The organism is Pseudidiomarina insulisalsae, assembly GCF_003987065.1.
Taxonomy (GTDB): domain Bacteria; phylum Pseudomonadota; class Gammaproteobacteria; order Enterobacterales; family Alteromonadaceae; genus Pseudidiomarina; species Pseudidiomarina insulisalsae.
In genome coordinates, this window is the sequence record NZ_PIPY01000014.1 from 26666 (window position 1) to 47979 (window position 21314).

19 protein-coding genes are annotated in these 21314 nt (G+C 53.9%); 6 read left to right on the forward strand and 13 right to left on the reverse strand.

Annotated elements, in window-relative coordinates:
• Positions 1 to 14: 14 nt before the first annotated feature.
• From hemL to hemJ, 3 genes are all read right to left on the reverse strand, one after another.
• A complete protein-coding gene (gene hemL, locus CWI71_RS11560) occupies positions 15 to 1304 on the reverse strand; it encodes a glutamate-1-semialdehyde 2,1-aminomutase (RefSeq protein WP_126755428.1) in 1290 nt (429 codons plus the stop codon).
• 23 nt (positions 1305 to 1327) lie between these two features.
• Positions 1328 to 2341 (reverse strand): aspartate carbamoyltransferase, encoded by a 1014-nt coding sequence (locus CWI71_RS11565; RefSeq protein ID WP_126755429.1) that lies wholly within the window; start codon positions 2339 to 2341, stop codon positions 1328 to 1330.
• Between the two features lie 88 nt (positions 2342 to 2429).
• Complete coding sequence (gene hemJ, locus CWI71_RS11570; protein ID WP_126755430.1) at positions 2430 to 2858, reverse strand: protoporphyrinogen oxidase HemJ; 429 nt, start codon at positions 2856 to 2858, stop codon at positions 2430 to 2432.
• Positions 2859 to 2932: 74 nt separating this feature from the next.
• Between hemJ and CWI71_RS11575 the strand changes: the two genes are divergently transcribed.
• The 3 genes from CWI71_RS11575 to pepQ are packed head-to-tail and all read left to right on the forward strand — an operon-like array spanning position 2933 to position 5392.
• Positions 2933 to 3616, forward strand: coding sequence for a DUF6776 family protein (locus CWI71_RS11575; protein ID WP_126755431.1), 684 nt, complete (start codon positions 2933 to 2935; stop codon positions 3614 to 3616).
• A 55-nt stretch (positions 3617 to 3671) separates the two neighbouring features.
• Positions 3672 to 4019, forward strand: coding sequence for an iron-sulfur cluster insertion protein ErpA (gene erpA / locus CWI71_RS11580; RefSeq protein ID WP_126755432.1), 348 nt, complete (start codon positions 3672 to 3674; stop codon positions 4017 to 4019).
• 56 nt (positions 4020 to 4075) lie between these two features.
• On the forward strand, positions 4076 to 5392 hold the full coding sequence (gene pepQ, locus CWI71_RS11585; RefSeq protein ID WP_126755433.1) for a Xaa-Pro dipeptidase: 1317 nt from the start codon (positions 4076 to 4078) through the stop codon (positions 5390 to 5392).
• Positions 5393 to 5401: 9 nt separating this feature from the next.
• Here pepQ and CWI71_RS11590 read toward each other — a convergent pair whose 3' ends face one another.
• Together CWI71_RS11590 and CWI71_RS11595 are read right to left on the reverse strand one after the other, a co-directional pair.
• Positions 5402 to 6529: an anhydro-N-acetylmuramic acid kinase gene (locus tag CWI71_RS11590; protein ID WP_126755434.1), complete on the reverse strand. Its 1128-nt coding sequence runs from the start codon at positions 6527 to 6529 to the stop codon at positions 5402 to 5404.
• A gap of 19 nt (positions 6530 to 6548) precedes the next feature.
• Entirely contained in the window at positions 6549 to 7946 is a 1398-nt protein-coding gene (locus CWI71_RS11595) for a peptidoglycan DD-metalloendopeptidase family protein (RefSeq protein WP_241967739.1), read from the reverse strand.
• A gap of 192 nt (positions 7947 to 8138) precedes the next feature.
• Between CWI71_RS11595 and tyrS the strand changes: the two genes are divergently transcribed.
• On the forward strand, positions 8139 to 9341 hold the full coding sequence (gene tyrS / locus CWI71_RS11600) for a tyrosine--tRNA ligase (RefSeq protein ID WP_126755435.1): 1203 nt from the start codon (positions 8139 to 8141) through the stop codon (positions 9339 to 9341).
• On the opposite strand, the gene CWI71_RS11605 is transcribed toward tyrS, so the two are convergent.
• From CWI71_RS11605 to CWI71_RS11630, 6 genes are read right to left on the reverse strand one after another with little or no spacing between them, the layout of a single operon-like run.
• A complete protein-coding gene (locus CWI71_RS11605) occupies positions 9342 to 10169 on the reverse strand; it encodes a symmetrical bis(5'-nucleosyl)-tetraphosphatase (RefSeq protein WP_126755436.1) in 828 nt (275 codons plus the stop codon). It abuts the gene before it with no gap.
• A 12-nt stretch (positions 10170 to 10181) separates the two neighbouring features.
• Positions 10182 to 10550 carry a Co2+/Mg2+ efflux protein ApaG gene (gene apaG / locus CWI71_RS11610; protein WP_126755437.1) on the reverse strand — a complete coding sequence of 123 codons (369 nt, stop codon included), beginning with the start codon at positions 10548 to 10550 and terminating at the stop codon, positions 10182 to 10184.
• Positions 10547 to 11356 (reverse strand): 16S rRNA (adenine(1518)-N(6)/adenine(1519)-N(6))-dimethyltransferase RsmA, encoded by an 810-nt coding sequence (gene rsmA / locus CWI71_RS11615; RefSeq protein WP_126755438.1) that lies wholly within the window; start codon positions 11354 to 11356, stop codon positions 10547 to 10549. The genes apaG and rsmA overlap by 4 nt, the downstream gene beginning before the upstream one ends.
• A 7-nt stretch (positions 11357 to 11363) precedes the next feature.
• Positions 11364 to 12359, reverse strand: coding sequence for a 4-hydroxythreonine-4-phosphate dehydrogenase PdxA (pdxA, locus tag CWI71_RS11620; protein ID WP_198678786.1), 996 nt, complete (start codon positions 12357 to 12359; stop codon positions 11364 to 11366).
• Positions 12359 to 13651, reverse strand: coding sequence for a peptidylprolyl isomerase SurA (gene surA / locus CWI71_RS11625; RefSeq protein WP_126755440.1), 1293 nt, complete (start codon positions 13649 to 13651; stop codon positions 12359 to 12361). Before surA ends, pdxA begins: the two co-directional genes overlap by 1 nt.
• A gap of 9 nt (positions 13652 to 13660) precedes the next feature.
• Positions 13661 to 15964, reverse strand: coding sequence for an LPS-assembly protein LptD (locus CWI71_RS11630; RefSeq protein WP_126755441.1), 2304 nt, complete (start codon positions 15962 to 15964; stop codon positions 13661 to 13663).
• Between the two features lie 90 nt (positions 15965 to 16054).
• Between CWI71_RS11630 and CWI71_RS11635 the strand changes: the two genes are divergently transcribed.
• Together CWI71_RS11635 and djlA are read left to right on the forward strand one after the other, a co-directional pair.
• On the forward strand, positions 16055 to 17059 hold the full coding sequence (locus tag CWI71_RS11635; protein ID WP_157981096.1) for an aminoglycoside phosphotransferase family protein: 1005 nt from the start codon (positions 16055 to 16057) through the stop codon (positions 17057 to 17059).
• Between the two features lie 17 nt (positions 17060 to 17076).
• Positions 17077 to 17883 (forward strand): co-chaperone DjlA, encoded by an 807-nt coding sequence (djlA, locus tag CWI71_RS11640; protein WP_126755443.1) that lies wholly within the window; start codon positions 17077 to 17079, stop codon positions 17881 to 17883.
• On the opposite strand, the gene CWI71_RS11645 is transcribed toward djlA, so the two are convergent.
• Positions 17855 to 18511, reverse strand: a complete 657-nt coding sequence (locus CWI71_RS11645; protein ID WP_126755444.1) for a pseudouridine synthase — start codon at positions 18509 to 18511, stop codon at positions 17855 to 17857. The genes djlA and CWI71_RS11645 overlap by 29 nt on opposite strands.
• Positions 18508 to 21201 carry an RNA polymerase-associated protein RapA gene (gene rapA, locus CWI71_RS11650; protein WP_241967741.1) on the reverse strand — a complete coding sequence of 898 codons (2694 nt, stop codon included), beginning with the start codon at positions 21199 to 21201 and terminating at the stop codon, positions 18508 to 18510. Before rapA ends, CWI71_RS11645 begins: the two co-directional genes overlap by 4 nt.
• Between the last annotated feature and the right edge of the window lie 113 nt (positions 21202 to 21314).

Genomic DNA, 21314 nt, shown 5'->3' on the forward strand with positions numbered 1-21314 from the left:
AGTGTCGCTGCGAGTTAAGCTTTCAACTCGGCAAAGGCTGTTTTTGCTGCCGCCAGAGTCGCCTCAATGTCGGCATCGCTGTGTGCCGCTGACATAAAGCCTGCTTCAAAAGCAGAAGGTGCCAGATAAACGCCCTGGCGCAACATACTGTGATAGAACTTCCGGAAATGTTCCATATTGCACTGGGTCGCCTGTTGGTAAGTGGTCACTTCGTCGGCATCAGTAAAGAAGAAGCCAAACATCGAAGCGCCGGCGCGATTGGTCGTGAATGGTATGCCGGCTTCATCAGCCAACTGCTGCATGCCATCTAACAGACGGGTGACCTTGGCGTTTAGTTGTGGGTAAAGCTTTTCGTCATCTAACTGATTCAGTGCCGCCAGACCCGCTGCCATGGCCACCGGATTACCGGACAAGGTGCCTGCCTGATAAACCGGACCTACCGGTGCAATGTAATCCATAATTTCGCGTTTACCGCCAAAGGCGCCCACCGGCATACCGCCGCCGATGACTTTACCTAACGTGGTCAGGTCTGGTGTTACCTGGTAATACTCCTGGGCGCCACCACGGGCGACACGAAAACCGGACATCACCTCGTCAAAAATCAACACGCTACCATACTCGTCACAGATGTCGCGCAGACCTTCCAGAAAGCCGGGCGCCGGAGGAATACAGTTCATGTTACCGGCCACAGGCTCGACGATGATAGTGGCAATTTCGTCGCCAACTTCAGCAAAGACTTTACGTACCGATTCAAGATCGTTAAAGGTGACCGTTAGCGTATGCTTGGCGAAATCCTCAGGGATACCGGGAGAGTTTGGTACGCCAAGGGTCAGCGCACCAGAGCCCGCTTTTACCAATAAGGCATCAGCATGACCGTGATAACAACCTTCAAATTTGAGAATCTTATCGCGCCCGGTGTAACCACGTGCCAGCCGGATAGCGGTCATTGTCGCTTCTGTGCCTGAATTGACCATCCGGACCTTTTCGATAGACGGCACCAGCGCTTTAATTTTTTCCGCCATCGTAATTTCGCTGGCGGTGGGGGTGCCAAAGCTCAGGCCACGCTCGACCGCAGCATGCGTTGCTTCGCGGATGGCGGCGTTATTATGACCAAGGATCATCGGGCCCCATGAGCCAACGTAATCAATGTAGCGCTGACCGTCAGCGTCATACATGTAGGCACCGTCGGCGCGCTCAATAAAAATCGGTGAACCGCCTACGCCGTTAAACGCGCGCACCGGTGAGTTCACGCCACCGGGAATGGTCAGTTGTGCTTGGGCAAATAAGTCTTCAGATCGAGACATCGTGATCCTCTTTTTCGATGGTGTTAAACGTTGCGCTTGTCACTGTACCAGTTAACTTCGCATTCGTATTTTTCGACTTGATCGGCAACCCCAAGAGTCAGCGCAAATAACGCCATCCGGATCAACACACCGTTGTCGGCCTGGCGGAAAATAGCCAGGTTCGGGTGCTGATTCAGGTCGTTATCCAGCTCATTGGCCTCTGCCCGCGAGTCACGCGGCAAGGGGTGCATGATGACCGTGTTGGGTTTGTAGTGCCGGGTATAAATTTCACTATTTAAACGAAATTTACCGCGATATTGATCAGCTTCGGCGGGCGATGTGAAGCGCTCTTGCTGAATCCGGGTCTGATAGACGATATCGGCATCGGAGCTGCCGCTGACCTGGTCGGTGACAGTGACTTCGTGACCGGCCTTCTCAATGACCGCCAGAACGCTGTCAGGCATCATTAGTTCGCGTGGCGAAATCAGGGTAAACCGAATGTTGTCGTAAAGGGCGAGCAAGCGTGACAACGAGTGCACGGTACGGCCGAATTTCAGATCGCCCATCATACAGATGTGCATGCCATCGACACTGTGGCCGTGGTACGCAAGTTCTTTTTTGATGGTGTATAAATCGAGCAGCGCCTGGGTTGGGTGCTCATTGGCACCATCCCCGCCATTAATCACCGGAACCCGACTCCCCTGGGCGAATTCTGCGACCGAACCGGACTTGGGGTGACGCATGGCAATCACATCACTGTAACTACTCAGCACCCGGGCGGTGTCGTATAGCGACTCGCCTTTTGCCAGAGCTGAGCTTTCCATACCAGTGGTTTCGCGAACTTCGCCGCCGAGCAGGTTAAAGGCGGTACCAAAACTTACGCGCGTACGGGTCGAGGGTTCGAAAAACAGGTTGCCGAGAATAGCTCCGTCAAGTACCCGAGTGCGCTTTTGGCGGCGGGCATAGGGCAGCATTCGGTCAGCGACCTCAAAAATCTGCTCAATACTATCGCGATGAAATTGTTCGACAGAAAGAATGTTGGCGCCAGTGAAATTCATGTCGTGCGGCCTCAGTGAGTTGAGAAATGGTGTTCAAACACTGGGCCGTTATCTTAGCAGAGATGACGGCCAAAAAGAATGTTGCTGATTAAAAGGGCTTTACCACTGCCAGCAGAACGATCGCAAACAGTGCCAGTACCGGAACCTCGTTGAACACGCGATAAAATTTGTGGCTGCGGCGATTGCGATCATGAGCGAAGTCCGCGAGTAATTTAAAGCAGTAGATATGATAGCCGTACAGCAGGGCGACCAACACCAGCTTTACGTGCATCCAACCGCTGGCAGCGAGCCACGCGCTGCCATAGGCAATCATCAGCCAGAGGCCAAAAACCAGGGTCAGAATGGCGAAAGGAGTGACGAAATACAGTAGCCGGCGCTCCATCACTTTCAGTTGCGCGCTGACTTCAGCGGACTGGGTCTGGGCATGGTAAACGAACAGCCGCGGCAGGTAGAAAATTCCGGCGAACCAGGCCACCATAAAGGTGATGTGAAGACCTTTGATCCAAAGTAATGTCATTGCAAATCCTTGTTCTTGCCTCAGGGGTCAATGCTGCGTAGCATGGCGTTTCTGCCATGATAAGAATATCCATTATGAATGAGAAGCAAAAATACATCCGCGTCGGCATTATTGCGAGTCTGGCACTGGCTGTCGGTTACCTGCTGGGCATGGGCCAGAACTGGTATCTGCATGATCACGTCAGTGAGCTTGAAACGCAGGTGGAGCGCCTGTATGAACAGGCAGAGACGGCGGATTATCAGCAGCATATTGCCGAGGTTGAATTGGGCATTGAGCAGGCCGCTGGTGAGCAGTTGCAGCAGCAATTAGCGGCCAGCCAGGACGAGATTCTGGCGCTGCGTCGTGAGCTAAGTTTTTATCAGAAGATTATGGCGCCCGAGTTGGCCGCAGAAGGCGTTGTTATTGACGAATTCGAGCTGAAGTCGCTGGCGCAGGAAGGGCACTACCAGTTTCGTCTGGCGGTACTGCAAACCAATCGTCAGCGCGGTTATGTCAAAGGGACAGTGAGCGCCCGATTGGAAGGACGCGGCCCTGACGGTGAAGCGCTGAGTTTTGATCTGTACGAGCTGGCCGCTCTGGACCCGGCTGAAAAAGAGTTCAGCATGCGTTACTTTAAGGTGCAGACCGGAAGTTTTCAGTTACCCACCGACTTTGCGCCGGAACAGGTGCGCTTAGTTGTCGAACTGGAAGAAGGCAGCAACAAAACCCTTGAGCGCCTATTTTTATGGAGTGAGCTTGTCGGGGGGCGCAATACTTGACCCTTTTAGTCAGGTACGAGAAAATAGCGGCTCTATTAGTGGAGGTAGTAAGCGAATGACTGATGCAGCGCAAGCGATGCCGATCCAATTTACGGAAGCGGCCGCAAATAAGGTAAAGACCCTGATCGCAGACGAAGAGAATCCTGCGTTGAAGTTACGTGTGTACGTAACTGGTGGCGGTTGCTCAGGCTTTCAATATGGTTTTACTTTTGACGAAAAAGTGAACCCCGGTGACATGGAAATTGAGAAAAATGGTGTCACCCTGGTCGTTGACCCAATGAGTTTACAATACCTGGTCGGCGGCACCGTCAATTATGAAGAAGGCCTGCAAGGGGCGCGTTTCTTCGTTGATAACCCGAATGCCACAACCACCTGCGGTTGTGGTGCCAGCTTCTCGGTTTAACATCCATTCTCTCACTCGCTGGTGAGGCGAGTGAGTACTCGCAAGCGAGGTAGTTCATGAGTTCATATGCGGCGCATATCGCGACGGTTCAGGCACGTTTTGATGCAGCTTTAACCGCCACCGGCTTTGATTCAGCGTTCATTTATGCGGGCCAGCCGCGGGTGGCGTTTCTTGACGATAATCCAGCGCCTTTTAAGGTCAATCCACTGTTTAAATACTGGATTCCGGTCACCGACAGCCCGAAAAGTGCGATTTTCTATGAGCGCGGCGCGCGCCCTGTGGTATTTCTCTTCCAACCACGGGACTTCTGGCATGCAGCGGTAAAAATTGCCCCTGCGGAATGGCAGGAGCACGTTGAACTGGTCGTGGTCGACAGCCTTGAAAAAGTGACCAGGTACCTGGGCGATAAGCTTAAAGCGACCGCATTCCTTGGTGAGCACTTTGCTGAGCCAGTGGCCAGTTGGCCAGTGCGCGCACATAATCCTGATGCGCTGATTGACCATCTGCATTTTCACCGGGCGATTAAAACGGACTGGGAAGTTGAAAACCTGCGCGTCGCCAACGATCGTGCGGCAAAAGCGCATCTGGCCGCAAAGGACGCCTTCTTTGCCGGCAAAAGCGAGCTTGAAATTCACCATGCCTATCTGGCCGCCATTAACTTCCGCGAGAGCGAACTGCCGTATAACAGCATTGTCGGGCTCAATGAGCACGGCGCGATTCTGCATTACGACGTATACGAAACCAGCGCACCACGCGAAAGCCGCTCATTCCTGATTGATGCCGGCGCGACCTACCGTGGTTACTGTGCCGACATTACCCGCACCTACAGTCGCGAGCAAAGCGGTTTCTTTGCCGAGCTGGTAGAGGCGGTGGATAACGCGCAGCAGGCTTTGCTGGGCGAAATTGAGCCAGGCGTTGATTATTATCAGCTGCATGTTTCTCAACACCTTAAAATTGCGCAGATTCTGAGTGATTTTGAGTTCGTGCGCGGCTCTGCCGAGAGCATTTATGAGCAAGGGTTCAGCAGTGCCTTCTTCCCGCATGGTCTGGGTCACTTTATCGGCTTACAGGTGCACGATGTGGGTGGTTTCTTGCGCAATGACCGTGGTGATCAGTTTGATCGCGACCCACGGCACCCATTCCTGCGCTTATTACGGCCGGTTGAAGAGGGGCAGGTGTTTACGATTGAGCCGGGCCTGTATGTCGTCGATCAGTTACTTGAAGCCCATGCCAACGCCAAAGAGCTGAACTGGCAGCGGATTGACGAGTTACGCCCCTACGGTGGCGTGCGGATTGAAGACAGTATTGTGGTCGGTAAAGCGGGTAACAACGAAAACCTCACCCGCGACGCATTCGCACGGCTTGAGAATTAAGGCCGGCGGTCAGGGTAAATACAGACCGCCTAATACGGTGGCGCGGCTGGCGCCCGTCACCGCGGGCAAATTACCGGGCTGACGGCGCATAAACTGACGTGCAAGCCAGGCAAAGGCCATCGCTTCCAGATGTTGTGGATCGATACCCAGCTCTTTGACGGTGGTCCAGCTTGCCGCCGGATAATTCCTCGCCAACCGTGCCATCAAATCCTGATTAAACGCGCCGCCACCGGCAACAAAAACCTTTTCAACAGGGTTGGGTCCACTTGCCAGCCCCTGCGCGACAGAACGCGCGGTAAACTCAGCCAGCGTCGCCTGAATATCGGCACCGCGCCATTTCTCCAGCGCTTTAAGGTGCTGTTCCAGCCAGCCATAATTAAAATATTCGCGACCGGTACTTTTCGGCGCCGGTTGTTGAACATAGGGGTCGGCCATCATGGCTTCTAAAAGCGCGTCGATGACCTCGCCCTGTGCGGCAAAGGCGCCGCTTTTGTCGTAGTCATGCTCAGCGTCAGGGTGCTGCATGCGAAACCAGAGATCTAACAGGGTATTCGCCGGCCCGGTGTCAAAGCCATACACTTGCGAGCTTGCTTGTTCAAGAACGGTAATATTGGCGATGCCGCCCAGATTCAGTACGGCGGCGCTGTTCGTACCTTGCAGCTGCTGGCGAAATAATGCGTCGTGAAATGCCGGGACCAGAGGCGCGCCTTGCCCGCCCAGCGCCATATCTTTGCGACGGAAATCGGCCACCACGGCAATACCGGTCAAGGCCGCTAAGGTATTCGGATCGCCCAGTTGCACTGTGTAAGGCGTAAGCGCGTCAGGCATATGGCGTACGGTCTGGCCATGACTGCCGATGGCCTGCACCTGGTCCGCCGTGACGTCGCTGTGCTGCAATATGCGCAGCACCAATTCAGCAGAGAGCTCGGCAAATTGACGATCAGCTGTTGCCTGGCGATGTAATTCGTTATGGCCCGGACTGCAAAGTTGTATTAATTCACTGCGCAGCGCATCTGGCAACGGGGTATCAAGGTGGCGGAGAAGTTGCGGCCGGGCGCCGGAAAAGTCGACCAGCACGGCGTCTAATCCGTCCATGCTGGTGCCCGACATTAAACCAATATAAAGGTCGTTACTCATTCAGGAGAGCCTCGCCTGCTTAGCGCATAGCGAGTAGCACACGTTTTTGATTTTCCAGCATCGCCAAACGTGTTGCGGCAATTTTATTAAACTCCGGCATTTCCTGAGCCGTCAGTGACTCTGCTTGTGGCAGCTCAACCGTACGAGGGTTGCGATGGACGCCGTCGACTAAGAATTCATAGTGCAAGTGCGCGCCGGTCACACGTCCTGTGGCACCGACACGACCAATCAACTGGCCCTGCTTCACACGGTCACCACGCTTCACCATACGCTTACTTAAGTGCAGGTATTTGGTGACGTAACGTTCGCCATGCTGAATGAATACATAGTTACCGTTGAGGTTATTGTAAGCACTGGCAATGACTTTGCCGCTACCCGAAGACATGACCGGCGTGCCAACATTGGCTGCATAGTCGATGCCATTGTGCGGTCGCACGCGGCCGGTCACCGGATGTAAACGACGCGGATTGAAGTTGGAACTGATATAAGTGAACTTCACCGGTGAGCGCAAAAACGATTTACGCATGGCTTTACCATCGGCGGCGTAGTACTCACCGTTGCTATGCAGAATCGCCTGGTATTTACGGCCCTGGTTCACAAATTCAGCCGCCAGCACCTTACCGTAGCCGGCAAACTCACCGTCGACATATTCTTTTTCATAAATGACGGAAAACTCGTCACCCTTACGCAGGTCGAGGGCGAAGTCGATATCCCAGCCAAAAATGCTGGCGATACCCATGATCTGATTATCGGTCAGGCCAGCATTAATCCCCGCATTCCAGAAGTTAGAGTCGATTTCAGCGTAAGCGAAGGCTTCCTGAATCTCTACTTCTTTAGTAGCGATTTCACTGACGTAGCCGTCTTCGGTATGACTGACAATCAGCGTATCAATCGGGCTGATCTGATAGGCCAGCTGAATCAGTTCACCTTCGGCATTTTTGGCAAAGCGCAGGGTGTCGCCAGGATGAATTTTCAACAGGTATTTGTTGGCCTGCTTGTCCTGCGTCAGCTTATACAGTTGCTGGGGGGTGAAGCCCATGACATCAAAAATGCGCGCCAGGCTGTCGCCCGACTTGACCTCATAACCGCTCCAGTCAACGGTTGGCTGCACGGGCTCGGTAATTGCTTCGCTTGCTGCGGTTGCTACTTCGTCGACAGGTTGTGCCGATAGCAGTGGTGCGGTTACGCCACTGCTTTTCACGTCAGGTTTCACCTTGACAGGAATTTCGAGGCGCTCGCCCAGAATCAGTTGCTTGTCAGCAAGGCTGGGATCTGACGTATTACGTGACGCGGTCGCTGGCTCAGAGGGCAGCAAGACCAGCGTCAGCGTTGTGACCGCAACGGCTGACAGTAGAATTTGGTGACGGCGCGGTAACTGCGCAAGCAGACCCGCCATTCGTTGAGTTAATACCTTCATAAACTTCCTGAGGTTAGCGCACTTATTGACCTAATGTACCCTAGGTGTTTTTTGCAGAATAATACGAAGTGTGATTATTTTCCAGTCGCTTTACCTTTATTTACGCTTAAAACCCTGCGGTAAATAGCATACAATGCAACGTTTCAGTCTGGTTTTGTGTCCCGGTGGGTAGTATTCAGGAGTAAAAGAAGCATGACAAGTTCAGTGGCGGATGCGTTAGCAGAAATTGCGCGTGGTACCGAAGAAATTCTGATTGCAGAAGAGCTTAAAGAGAAGCTTGAGAAAGGTAAGCCATTAGTTATTAAAGCTGGCTTTGATCCGACCGCTCCTGATTTGCATCTGGGCCATACCGTTTTAATTAATAAATTACGGGTGTTCCAGGATCTTGGCCACAAAGTGGTGTTTTTGATTGGTGACTTCACTGGCATGATCGGTGACCCGACGGGCAAAAATGTGACGCGCAAGCCGTTATCGCCAGATGACGTTGCCGCAAACGCCCAAACCTATAAAGAGCAGGTTTTCAAAATACTGGATCCGGCAAAAACCGAAGTTCGCTTTAACTCAGAATGGATGGCCAAGTTGGGTGCCGATGACATGATCAAGCTCGCCGCCCGTCAAACCGTGGCACGCATGCTCGAGCGTGACGATTTTAAAAAGCGTTACAGTAGCGGCCAGCCCATTGCGATTCATGAATTCCTTTATCCACTGGTGCAAGGCTGGGACTCGGTGGAGTTACGTGCCGATGTTGAGCTCGGTGGCACCGACCAGCGCTTTAACCTGCTGATGGGCCGCGAGTTGCAAAAAGAAGAAGGCCAGACGCCACAGACGGTCATTATGGTGCCGTTGCTCGAAGGACTTGATGGCGTGCAGAAGATGTCAAAGTCACTGGGTAATTATGTCGGTATTACCGAACCTGCCAATGACATGTTTGGTAAGCTGATGTCGGTGTCTGACGAGCTGATGTGGCGTTATTACGAGCTGCTGAGCTTCCGCCCGCTGGATGAGATTGCCAGCTTTAAGCAGGCGGTTGCTGATGGCGCGAATCCGCGTGATTACAAAGTGTTGCTGGCGAAAGAAATCATTAGCCGCTTTCATGATGAAGCTGCAGCACAGGCGGCCGAGCAGGACTTTGTGCAGCGCTTCAGCAAAAATGCCATCCCTGATGAGATGCCTGAGCTGACGCTAAGCAGTGACGGTGGAGAAATCGGTATTTGTCACTTGCTGAAAGAAGCCGCGCTGGTGAATTCCACCTCAGATGCCATGCGCATGATCAAGCAAAACGCGGTGAAGATTGATGGCGACAAAGTGACCGACACCAAGTTGCAGGTGGCCGCGGGCACGACCGCCGTGTATCAGGTCGGCAAACGCAAGTTTGCCCGCGTCACCGTTAACTAATCAGTCCGTTTTATTTTCTGCTATCCAGCGTTGGCCGTCCGGCCAGCGCTGCAACGTCATATGTTCCCCCCAGACACAGCCGGTATCGAGTCCAATGACATCATCGCGGGCGGTGTTGCCCTGTAACGCTGCCCAATGACCAAATACGAGGGTCTTTTCTGCCGGTGACCAGTGGTGAAACCACGGGCGTAATCCCTGAGCGGCAGTAGCGTCGTCGGGCGCGCCTTTTTCAGTCAGGTTCAGGCACAAGTTCGCATCGACAAAGCGCATGCGGGTAAAGCTATTAATGATAAAGCGAATACGTTCAGGCCCCTGCAGGTTCTCTGACCAGCACGCCGGTTCATTACCGTACATGCGGTCCAGCCAGGCGCCAAGCTTATCGTAGCGCCAGGCGCGCTGTAAGCTGGTACTTACTTCATCGGCAAGCTGCTGGGCCTGTTCAATGGACCAGCCAGGATAAATACCGGCATGGGTCATCACCAGGTCGTCGGCCTGACGCAGCAAAGGTTGTTTTACCAGAAACTCAATCCACTGCTGTTTTTGCGTAGGAGTTAGCGCGAGAATGGCGTCTAGTTTGTCTTTCGGGTTGGCCTCGCGTACACCGGTCAGTACCGCAAGCAAGTTAAGATCGTGGTTGCCGAGCACACATTTTACTGTCGCGCCCAAGCCCGCGAGCCGCTGCAGGCAAGCAAGCGAGTGCGGACCGCGGGCGACGATATCACCGACGCACCACAGCTCGTCAAATTGCGGATCAAAAGCGACCCGCTGTAGTAAGTCATCGAGCTGCGTATAGCAGCCTTGCAGATCGCCAATAAGATAACGTGCCATAAGCGTTGCAGCTTAGTGCAAAATGTTCGGTACCGCCAGGCGGAACGAGGGGATGGTGACGTCAAACTTATGACCCTTTGCATCGACCATGCCGTAATGTCCCTCCATGGTACCAATAGGTGTCGCTAACACGGTTCCGCTGGTGTAACTAAAGGACTCGCCCGGGGTAATATGAGGCTGTTCACCGACCACTCCTTCGCCGGCCACCCGGGTAATTTTATGGTCCGCGTCGGTGATACGCCAGGCGCGGTTCAGTAACTGTACCGCAACGTCACCGTTATTGGTGATGGTAATGGTATACGCGAACACATACTGGCCATTGTCAGGGTCGGACTGTGCGCCAAGGTAATGGGTTTTCACGGCAATGGAAATGTTACTCATAAGGCTTCCTGCTGTTCGTAGTACCAGTTTGCCAAGCGGCAGTAATCGGCGACCGTAAGTGTTTCAGGCCGCGCGCCGGGGTCGATTCCGAGCGCTTCAAGCTGCTCGGCAGGAATATGATTTTTAAGATTATTACGAATCGTTTTGCGGCGCTGATTAAAGGCCACCAGACACAACTGTTGTAAAGTTTTACGATCGTGAACCGGGTGGGGGGGCTCGGTATAGGGGGTCAACCGCACCACCGCGGATTCCACCTTGGGTGGGGGCGTAAAGGCGCCCGGCGGCACCGTCAGTACCGGTTCTACCGCGCAAGCCTGTTGCACCGACACGGTAAGACGACCGTAGGCCTTGCTGCCAGGTTCGGCGGCTAAGCGATCAACCACTTCTTTTTGCAGCATAAAGTGCATGTCGGCAATGCTGTCGACCTGCTCCAGCAAGTGAAAAATAATCGGTGTCGAAATATTGTAAGGCAGATTACCAAAGACGCGCAGTTTGCGTGCATCGGTCTGAAACTGGCTAAAATCAGTTTTTAGCGCGTCGCCCCGGTAAACAGTTAACTTTTGCTGTAAAAACGGGTGTTGCTCGAGCCGATCGGCAAGATCGCGATCCAGTTCCACCACGGTCAGATGCTCAATACGGTCACAAACCGGCTCGGTCAGCGCCGCCAGGCCGGGACCAATTTCCACCAGTTGCTCATCGGCCTGCGGATTGATGGCATCGACAATGGCATCAATGACAAAGGTGTCATGTAAAAAGTTTTGGCCGAAACGCTTACGGGCGCGGTGGCCAAGATGCGTCTTACTCATGCTGCTCTCAATCTTCCTGTTGTTGACTGCGCTGCGCCATCTCAATGGCAGTCATTAATGCAAAGCGGGCACTACCGGTGTCGATGGTACCTGAGCCTGCTTTATCGAGGGCGGTACCATGGTCGACCGAGGTGCGAATAAATGGTAACCCCAGGGTAATATTCACTGCGTTACCAAAACCCCGGTATTTTAACACGGGTAAGCCCTGATCATGGTACATCGCCACCACAGTATCGGCATTTTCCAGATAGTGCGGCTGAAAAACGGTATCAGCAGGCCAGGGGCCAGTTATTTGCATGCCTTCATTTTGCAGCTTCTGCAGTACCGGATTAATTTCATCGATCTCTTCACGCCCCAGGTGGCCTTGCTCGCCGGCATGCGGATTCAGGCCACAGACCAGAATTCGCGGTGATTCACAGGCAAACTTATTGCGCAGGTCGGCGTCAACAATACGCATAACACTTTCAACCAGTGGCTGCTTGATTGCCGCCGAAACTTCACTCAGCGGTAAGTGAGTTGTTACTAACGCTACCCGCAGACCTTCGGTTGCCAACATCATCACCACTTGCGGGGTTTGGCTCAGAGCGGCAAAAAACTCGGTATGGCCGCTAAAGGCAATGCCGGCATCGTTAATAATGCCTTTGTGCACCGGGCCTGTCATCACTGCGGCGAACTCGCCTTGTATGCAACCTTTGCCGGCATGTTCCAGCAACTCCAGCACGTACGAGCTATTCTTCGGGTTCAACTGACCGGCCTGTACCGGCGCCGGGGTGGCGTGGTCAGCGACCACCAATGTGCCGGCCGGCCATTGTTGCGACGCGCGTTGCGGGTCATAGGCCACAATAGAAACGGCAAGACCGAGCTGTTGAGCCCGGTCTTGTAATACTTGCTTGTTACCTAGTACCACCATTTCACAGGGGAGTTGTTCCTGTGCCAGCAGTACGGCGATATCAGGGCCGATGCCTGCAGGTTCGCCGGTGCTGTAAGCGATACGGGGAATGATCATTCAACGACCTGTTCAATATAAGCCTGGTCGCGCATTTCCTGCTGCCAGTTTTCCAGTTCTTCCTGGTACTTACGGCGGTACAGTAGTTGATAGGCGCGGTTTTGCTTGCTGCGCTCGGTGGCGTCCTGCACGCGACGATCAAGCACTTCAACAATGTGCCAACCAAACTGTGAGCGGAACGGTTCACTGATCACGCCAATTTCGGCGGTTTCAACAGCTTCTTTAAATGCCGGATCAAAGATTTCCGTTTCACTCCAGCCCAGGTCGCCACCCTGACTGGCAGAGCCGGTGTCGTCAGAATGTTCACGGGCAAGTTCGGCAAACTCAGCTTCACCGCTTTGCAACTGCTGACGGAATTCGCGCAGTTGCTCCTGAGCGCGTTTATCAGAAAGAATAACCGACGGACGCAATAAGATATGACGCGCTTTAACTTCTTGTACTTCAACGGTTTCCATGCCGCGGGTATCGGCAACTTTCAGAATATGGAAACCGACACCGCTTTTAATGGGACCAATTAGCTCGCCTTCGCGCTTACCGCGCACGGCCTCGGCAAACAATGTCGGCATGGCGTTAATGTTCATCCAGCCCATGTCGCCTCCCTCAAGCGCGCGCTGACCAGAAGATGAGGTAATCGCTGTCTCAGCAAAGTCACGCCCGTCGCGTAACGATTGCAGAATCTTTTCTGCACGTTGCCGTGCTTCCTGCACTTCATCGCCGCTACTGCCATCGCGCAAGCCAATCAGAATGTGGCTTAGGCGGTATTCAACTTCCTCACTCGACATCTCTTCCATCATTTCAGTTAATGACTGAATTTCTTGCGGTGAGATGTAAACACGGTCACGTACCGCGTTACGCTGCAGCTCGCCGATGATCATTTCGCGGCGAATCGACTCGCGGTAGTTCGGCCAGCTGGAGCCCAGACTGGTAATTTCCTGGCGCAGACCATCAACGGACATGCCAGCCTCGCGGGCAATCGAAGCAATGGTTTGCTCCAGTTGCGCGTCACTGACCTCAATGCCGTTGCGGCGGGCAATCTGCAACTGAATTTCCTGCAGGACCAGGCGGTCAATGGCTTGTACGCGCAGCACATCGTCGCTGGGCAGGTTAATATTCTGCTCGGCAGCATTGCGCTTGATCTGGGCCAGCATGGTTTCGACTTCGCTTTGTAAAATAACACCGTCATTGACGATGACAGCGACGCGGTCGAGTACTTCATTGGCTTGCACAGAGACGCCAAGGCTGGCGATGGTTAGCCATGCAATGCTCACTACTTTCAACATCTTATTCATGAAAACTACCTAGTTGCTTAAATAGAACGGGTGGCGATAACCGAACAGACTCTGTTCAATCAGGTCGAATAAGTTGCCGTTATCGGACCCTAGCCCCTTAATTATAAATTGTACGCTGATGCCATTATCGAATTCAGGATCGCGATTCATGGGATCTGTATTCAGGCTCTCCAGATTGCGGTTGATACGGCGATAGGCACTCACCCGTATCGCCCAGCAACAGTCGTTGTACTGTAACGCAAGAAGTGCGTCGTTGGTACGCTTCTGTTCCAAATCGTAATACCAGTTACTGGCAATTTGCCAGTTGGCCTGAACCTGATAGACCGCTTGTAAACCTAATTGTTCGATGTCGTCGTCAAGAATATTGGTGACCTGACGGTGACTGAACTGGATGAGGTTACGCTCATCTACACGATATTCAATAGCAGTCTGACTTTTGCGGGTATTGTTTTGTTCCATGTCGTACTGCATGGCGCCATTAAAAAACCAGCGCTCGCCAAAGCGAAAGCGGGTGTCAAAGGCAAGATCTGAACGGTCATCGGCAATCTGGCTGGCACCATCGAATAAGCTAACCTGGCTTTCATCAAAGTAATAGATCTGGCCAGCACTGAAGCGTAATAGTTCGCGTGCATTCTCGGAAAAGACACTGGTGGAGGCACCCACCGTGACCTGGTTGGCATCCGCAATACGGTCGAGTCCCGAAAAGCGCCGGGCACGGAACAGGCCCTGATAATCGTCCTGCATCAGCGTTGAGTCATAAATGCCAATATCGGACTGGTCGCGGTACGGCACATACAGGTACTGAATCTGCGGCTGCAAAATCTGCTGGTAGTTTTGTCCCTGCCAGGCGAAGTTGCGTTCCAGGTTGACCCGGCCGCGCAGACGAAACTGCGGCAACGATCGTGACGGGTTTTCAGACAGCTCGCTGACGGGCTGCATGGGGTCCGTGCTGGTACGCAAAGTCTGGTCGTAATAGGTATAGCTATAACGTAACTCGCTTAGTACATCATAGCTGGGTTGTTCCAGCGTATACTGCAGTGTCGGTTCAATATGAAAACGCGTGGCCTGATCGTTACTGTCTTCCTGATTACGGAACTGGGTAAATTCCGAGAACAGGCTGAGCCCCAATGGCTGGTTGTCCTGCCAATTAAGCCAGCTGGCCAATTGCGGTGCAGTACGATAAGGCGGGCGGTAATCACCGAGAATTTCAAAGTCTTCTGCACGCAACATGACCCGGGCGTGCTCGCTGTAATAGTCGACCCGCGCGTGACGATAAAGCTGCGCGTCGGCGCGACCGGCGAAGTCACTGCCAAAATCATTCAGATAGTCATCGTCACTAATGTCCAGAGCATTAATATAGGAGCGCCAGTTCGGACTCCAGTTTTGTTGATGCTCCACGCGCCATAAATAACGTGCGTCATCACTTTCAAGGCTGTCGTCTTCGTTGAGATAGGCCACATTTGCCTGGCCAGAACCGCTGTCGGTCAGAATACGGTACTCGCCCTGCAACTGCAGGCCACGCTCAGCCATGTAACGCGGTGTTAGCGTCGCGTCCTGATTGGGCGCAATATTTATGTAGTAAGGGATTTCAAATTCAAAGCCATTTTTCTGTGACGAGCGTACCGTAGGGAACAAAAAGCCTGACTTGCGCTCATCGGTAATCGGAAAGTTCATATAAGGAACATATAAAACCGGCACGCCAAAGAGTTCAAATTTTGCATGCCAGGCCTCGCCCCAGGCTTCATCTTCGTTAATAATTATTTCATCGGCACTTAGTTGCCAGGCCGGTTGCTCCGTGGGGCAAGTGGTAAAGGTAGAGCCGGCCAGTAATACCTGCTCTGGGGCAATCGATAACAGCTCGGCGGTACCATGCGCACCGGTATCCTGCAATTGATAGGAAGCGCCGGCCAGGTAGGCGCGGTTTTCGCCCGAGTTAAGCCGGAAGTTCTCACTGGCAACCTGCACGTAGCCGTCGGTAAAACTGGTGGCACCACTGGCGTTAATATTACCCGAGTCCTGATTGACGGTGGCTTGCTCGGTCAATAGGAACTGCTTATCAAGCTGCACCTGAACGTTGCCGGTGAAGGACGCAATGGAGGTGGCGGAGTCAATATTGGCAGCATCAGCGCGTACGCCAATGGCACCCGCAGCAAGGTTTTCAATCGGATCGAGGGCCGCCATCGTAAAAAGTGGCGCACGGACGGGGCACTGCTGCAAAAACTCTGTGTTATCTTGGGCATGCGCGGTGCCGGAAAAACTGGCAAGTAGCGCAAGACTGATGCCCAGGCAGGCTCCATTAGTGATGTAATGCATGCGGTCGCTGACTCAACGTTGTCCTTTCTTATGTGAAAGGTATGATAAAGCAAAATAACTAAGCCTGCCATTTGTGAGCGAGGAATTAGCGTGGAAAATAAACGAGAGCTGCAGCTACAGGCCTGGTGCGAGTCGGTGATTGGCCAGTCACAACAAGATTTACAGCCAGTTTTTGGCGATGCCAGGCCCTGGCGCTATTACCGGATCACCGACGGTGTACGCAGTTTTATTGCGGTCGACACCAAAAATACCGCCATTGCCATGGATAATTACCGGGCCGTGGCTGATGCCTATCGCGAGCACGGCATGCAGGTGCCCGGACTGATTGCTGAGCATCAGCAACATGGCTTTATGCTGATGACTGATTTGGGCTCAAGTTTGTTATTAAGCCATTTGCGCGAGTCAACGTTAACGCAATGGTACCCGAAGGTTTATCCGCAAATGGCCGAAATTATGCAGGTTCGCGAGACCGCACGGGGCCCACTGCCCGAGTTTAACGAAGCGCTGTTGCGTGAGGAACTGGCACTGATGGCCGACTGGTTGTTTCGCGAGCACCTGCAACTGATGCTTACTACCGCGGAGCAACAAATCTGGCGCGACTTTTGCGATGCGCTGGTGGCCAATGCGCTGGCCCAGCCGCAAGTGGGCGTGCATCGCAAGTTTCATGCGCGTAATATTCTGGTGCAACCCGATGAAAGTCTCGCGGTGACCGGGTTTCATGATGCCGCCATTGGCCCCATTACTTATGATGCGGTGAGTTTACTCAGGGACTGCTACGTGAGCTGGCCCGCGCAGATTGTCGCGCAGCTGAGTACCGCCTGTTACGATTACCTGCGTCAGATACGTGAGGACGTGGCGGTGTCACCGGCAGTCTGGCAGCGTTGGTTTGATCTGATGGGTCTGCAGCGTCACTGCTATGTCTGCGGTTTGTTCGCGCGCCGCTGCGAACGTGATGGTAACCCCGGGTATTTACAAGATATTCCGCGAAATTTGGCTTATCTTCAGGAAGTTGCGGTGAACTACGCGGAGTTCGACGAATTTCGTGAATTTTTAACTGAACGCGTCATGCCCGCTGTGGCAGCCGTCAATAAATAAAATAATTAGGAGTAGGCATGGTTTGGGGAAAGGTGCTCGGCGGGTTCTTTGGCTTTTTATTATTACGCTGGCCTGGAATCTTTCTGGGCGTGCTGATCGGCCATTGGTTTGATCGCGCGCTCGAGCAAAATATGCGGCAAGGCGGTGGGCCCGCCACGCAGCAGTTGTTTATCGAAACGCTGTTTGCCGTGCTTGGGCATTTAGCCAAGTCAAAAGGACGCGTGACAGAGCAGGACATTGGTTATGTTTCTGCACTGATGCAGCACCTCAAGCTGAGCGATGATGCCAAAGAGCGCGCGCAGGAAGCTTTTCGGGAGGGGAAAAACGCCGATTACCCACTGGTGACCAAAGTTTCTGCGTTCCGGCGCCAGGTGGCCTGGCGCCGTGACTTGCTGCAGTTTTTTGTGGAGCAGATTCTGGTGCTGGCGCTGCACGATGGCAAACTGGAGCAAGCTGAGTATGACGTGCTGCTGCGCATTACCCAGGCGCTGGGTTTTCGCCGCGAGCAGCTTGATTTGTGGCTGCAGATGGCACAGGCTGGGCAACGTTTTCGTGGTGGTCAGGGCGGCGGCTACCAGGGCGGCACCTCAGGTGTCAGCGCGGCGCAGCGACTGGATGACGCCTACGCGGTCTTAGGTGTAAGCCGTCAGGCAAGTTTCGCTGAGGTTAAAAAAGCCTACCGTAAACTAATGGCCAAACACCATCCGGATAAACTTGCAGCGCAGGGCTTACCACCGGAAATGCGTGAGTCGGCGCAACAAAAAGCGCAGGAAATTCAGGCTGCGTATGAACTTATTAAAAGTCAGCAGGGCAATGGAAGTTAATTGCCTGGCCGCTAAGCGGATGCTCAAACCCTATTTCTTCGGCATGTAATAGAAGTCGAGGTGCTGCGGCATAGGCCGCAGCATCAGCGTAAAATTTATCGCCTAAAATAGGTGTGCCAAGCAGCTGCATATGCACCCGTAACTGATGCGAGCGACCGGTGATCGGAAACAGCAACACCTCTGTTGTAGCGTCGCTCGTGCTGATCACCTGATAACGGGTCTGCGCATGCTTTCCGGCCATAAGATCAATCATCTGCCGCGGCCGGTTGGGCCAATCGCAGCGCATGGGCAGGTCGATCACCCCACGCTGGGCCGGTAAATGCCCGGCGACCACTGCGCGATAATGCTTGCGCACGACGCGTCGCTCGAACTGGCGCTGCAGATGTGCCTGCGCCGCTTTCCCCAATGCCAGTACAATCAGACCTGAGGTGGCCATATCCAGCCGGTGTACCACCCGGGCATCGGGGAAAACCCGTGTCACCCGCCACCATACCGAGTCGCGGTGCGCCGGGTCTTTGCCCGGCACGCTGAGCAGCCCCGAAGGCTTATTCACCACTACCAGCGCTTCGTCCTGATAGACAATCTCCAGGTAAGGTGAGGTGGGTGGCGTGTAGTGCAGTAACGTCATGCGGGCAAGTTGACCATCACACGTACGCTGTCCAGCTGCAGTAATGGCTGTTTCAGCGCCTGTGTCAGCTGTTGCTGACGTTCATCCAGGGCATCAATCTCCGATTGTCGTACCGCAGGGTTACGTTGCTTGAGTTCGTGTAAGCGCTGTCGGGCGCGTCCCATTTCCGTTGTCAGCCGATCATCAGCAGCGGCCAGCAGGGCTTGCTGCTGTTGCTCGGCCGGTGCCCAGGCAGCCTGAATATGCTGCTGCAGGTTCTGGCGCAGCTGTTGCAATAGCTTACGGGCCTGCTTCTTATCGACAAACTGTAATTGCTGATCCAGCGCTTTAGCGGGCACCCGGGTGGTGAGGTCGCGGCCTTGACTATCGAGCAGTACCCGCACGTTCTGTTGCGGATAAAACTCATGAGCAACCATTGCTGGCGCAGCGGTTAGCTGGGTGCTGAAATTCAGTTCAACAAACCAGGCACCCGCAGGCAGCGCGCGGTTCTGCATTAACGCCACACAAGTCGAGCCAAAGCTGTCGCGGGTGAGCAGCTCGAGGGCGTGTTGCACCTGCGGATGATCCCAACTCAGGAACTCTACCTGTTCGTGCTCCAGCGCATAACGACGCGAGAAGGTAACAGTCAAGCCTTCGTCGGGCAGCCCTGGCAGACTCACGCGCATATGTTCGGTGGGGCGCACCCAGCCGCTGTGCTCGTTAAGCTCGTCATAGTCCACCCCAAAACGGGCCCAGAACTCCTGCATGAAACTTTCCAGCTCAGCACTGCCTTCACTTGCCTCTACTGCGGCCAGAACCGCATTAGCCTGCGCTGGGCGATAGGCGTTTAATTCCTGCAGTTTGTCACGCCCGGCACTGATTTGTTGCCGTAACTGCGCGGCGCGCTCGGCGGTGGCCTGAAGTAGTTCTGAGAACGCGAGTTCGTCATGTGACTCGCCAGTTAAATAGGGTTGCAATTGCTCCGCAAACTCATCGTAAAGCATTGCCCCGACGGCATTTGGAGACGCAAATGCGTCCATGGCGTCGTACCACTGGTACAGGTAGTCATCGCGGCTGTCGAGCGAGAACGGCACGTGGATCATGACCTTGTGCTGTTGCCCGATGCGATCAAGGCGACCAATACGCTGCTCTAACAAGTCGGGGTGGGCAGGTAAATCAAACAGCACCAGATGATGCGCGAACTGGAAATTACGTCCTTCGCTGCCAATTTCGGAGCACAGTAGAATAGGGCAGCCGTCTTCAGGACTGGCAAAAAACTCTGCGGCGCGGTCGCGCTCAAGCAATGACATGCCTTCATGAAATACTGCGGCGTGGATACCATGCTCAACACGTAAAAAGTCGGACAACTCCTGCACGGTCAGCGCCGAGCGGCAAATCAGTACCATTTTTTCGTGTTTATGCTGCTGTAACAAACCGTGCAGCCAACTGCTTTTCTCAGCAAAGTCTTCTTCATGACTCAACTGTACGCCATCAAGCTCATAGCTGATGGCCTGACGTTCAGGAAAGCCCCCCACATGCGCGCGGCTGTTGCGGAACATCAGGCGCCCGGTGCCGTAATGGTCAAGCAAACGGTCAAGCAGTTTCTCGGCGCCAACCCGCGCTAATACCTCGGCCAGGGGAGTAAGTTGCTGGTATTCCTGTTGCTCTTGCTGAAACTGGGCGAAGTCATGAAAGCGGTCAGGGTCGAGCAACTGCAATCGTGCAAAGTGAGCTTCCAGTCCGGCCTGCTCCGGGGTCGCGGTGAGCAATAATACGGCAGGGATCGCTTCACACAACTGTTGCAAGTGAGCAAAGTCAGTGGTGTGCGGAGCAATCCGGTGCGCCTCATCAACAATGAAGAGATCAAACTGAGCTGCCGCTAATTGCGCCTGCCAGGTCGGTTGCGCGACCAGGCTTTGCGGAATGACCACCAGCTGCTCTGCTTCAAAAACATTTTCCAGCTCATCCTGCAACGCTTCGCAGCGCTCCTGATCAAACAGACTGAAGGCAAGAGCAAAACGGCGTTTGAGCTCGACCAGCCATTGATGACACAGGCTGTCAGGAACCATAATGACGACGCGCTGACTGCGTCCGGTTAACAGGCGACGTTGCAGAATCATGCCCGCTTCAATGGTTTTACCTAAGCCGACCTCGTCAGCCAGCAACACCCGCGGCTGATAGCGGTCGGCGACGGTATGCGCAATATACAGCTGATGAGGTAATAGCTGCGCGCGCGCACCCAGCAAACCAGCGACAGAGTTTTGCTGCCAGGCCTGCAGATGTTGTTGTGCCTGGCGACGCAGACGATACATATCGAGGCGGTCGGTTTTGCCAGCAAGAATGCGGGTCAGCGGATGCTGGGTGGCGACCTGGGCCGCCAGTTGTGCCTCGGGCACTTTTACCTGAGTTTCATTGTCTTCACGCAGGCCGTCGTAGCTGACAACGTCGCCTTGTTCGGTCACTTCGGTCACGCGGAACCACCAGCCTTCAGCGTGCTGGCCGCGATCATCAGGTAACAGGCGGTAACGGGCCAAAGGAGCCTGCTGGCTGGCATACTGACGCACTTCGCCGGTGGCCGGGAATAAAACGGTGACCATACGGCCTTCGACCTGAGTCAGGATACCAAGCCCCTGCTCCAATTCCGTCTCACTCAACCAGCGCTGACCGGCAGCAAATGTTTGTCCGTTGGCAGATGCCATGCTTTGTCCCATGCAAGATTCCTCTACAACTTAGGTGCACGCTAAAAAGGGCGCACATGGTAGCGAAATTTTTTTAAATCTTCACACCATTTTCATGAAAACTGCGCTAGTCTTAAAACTGTAAG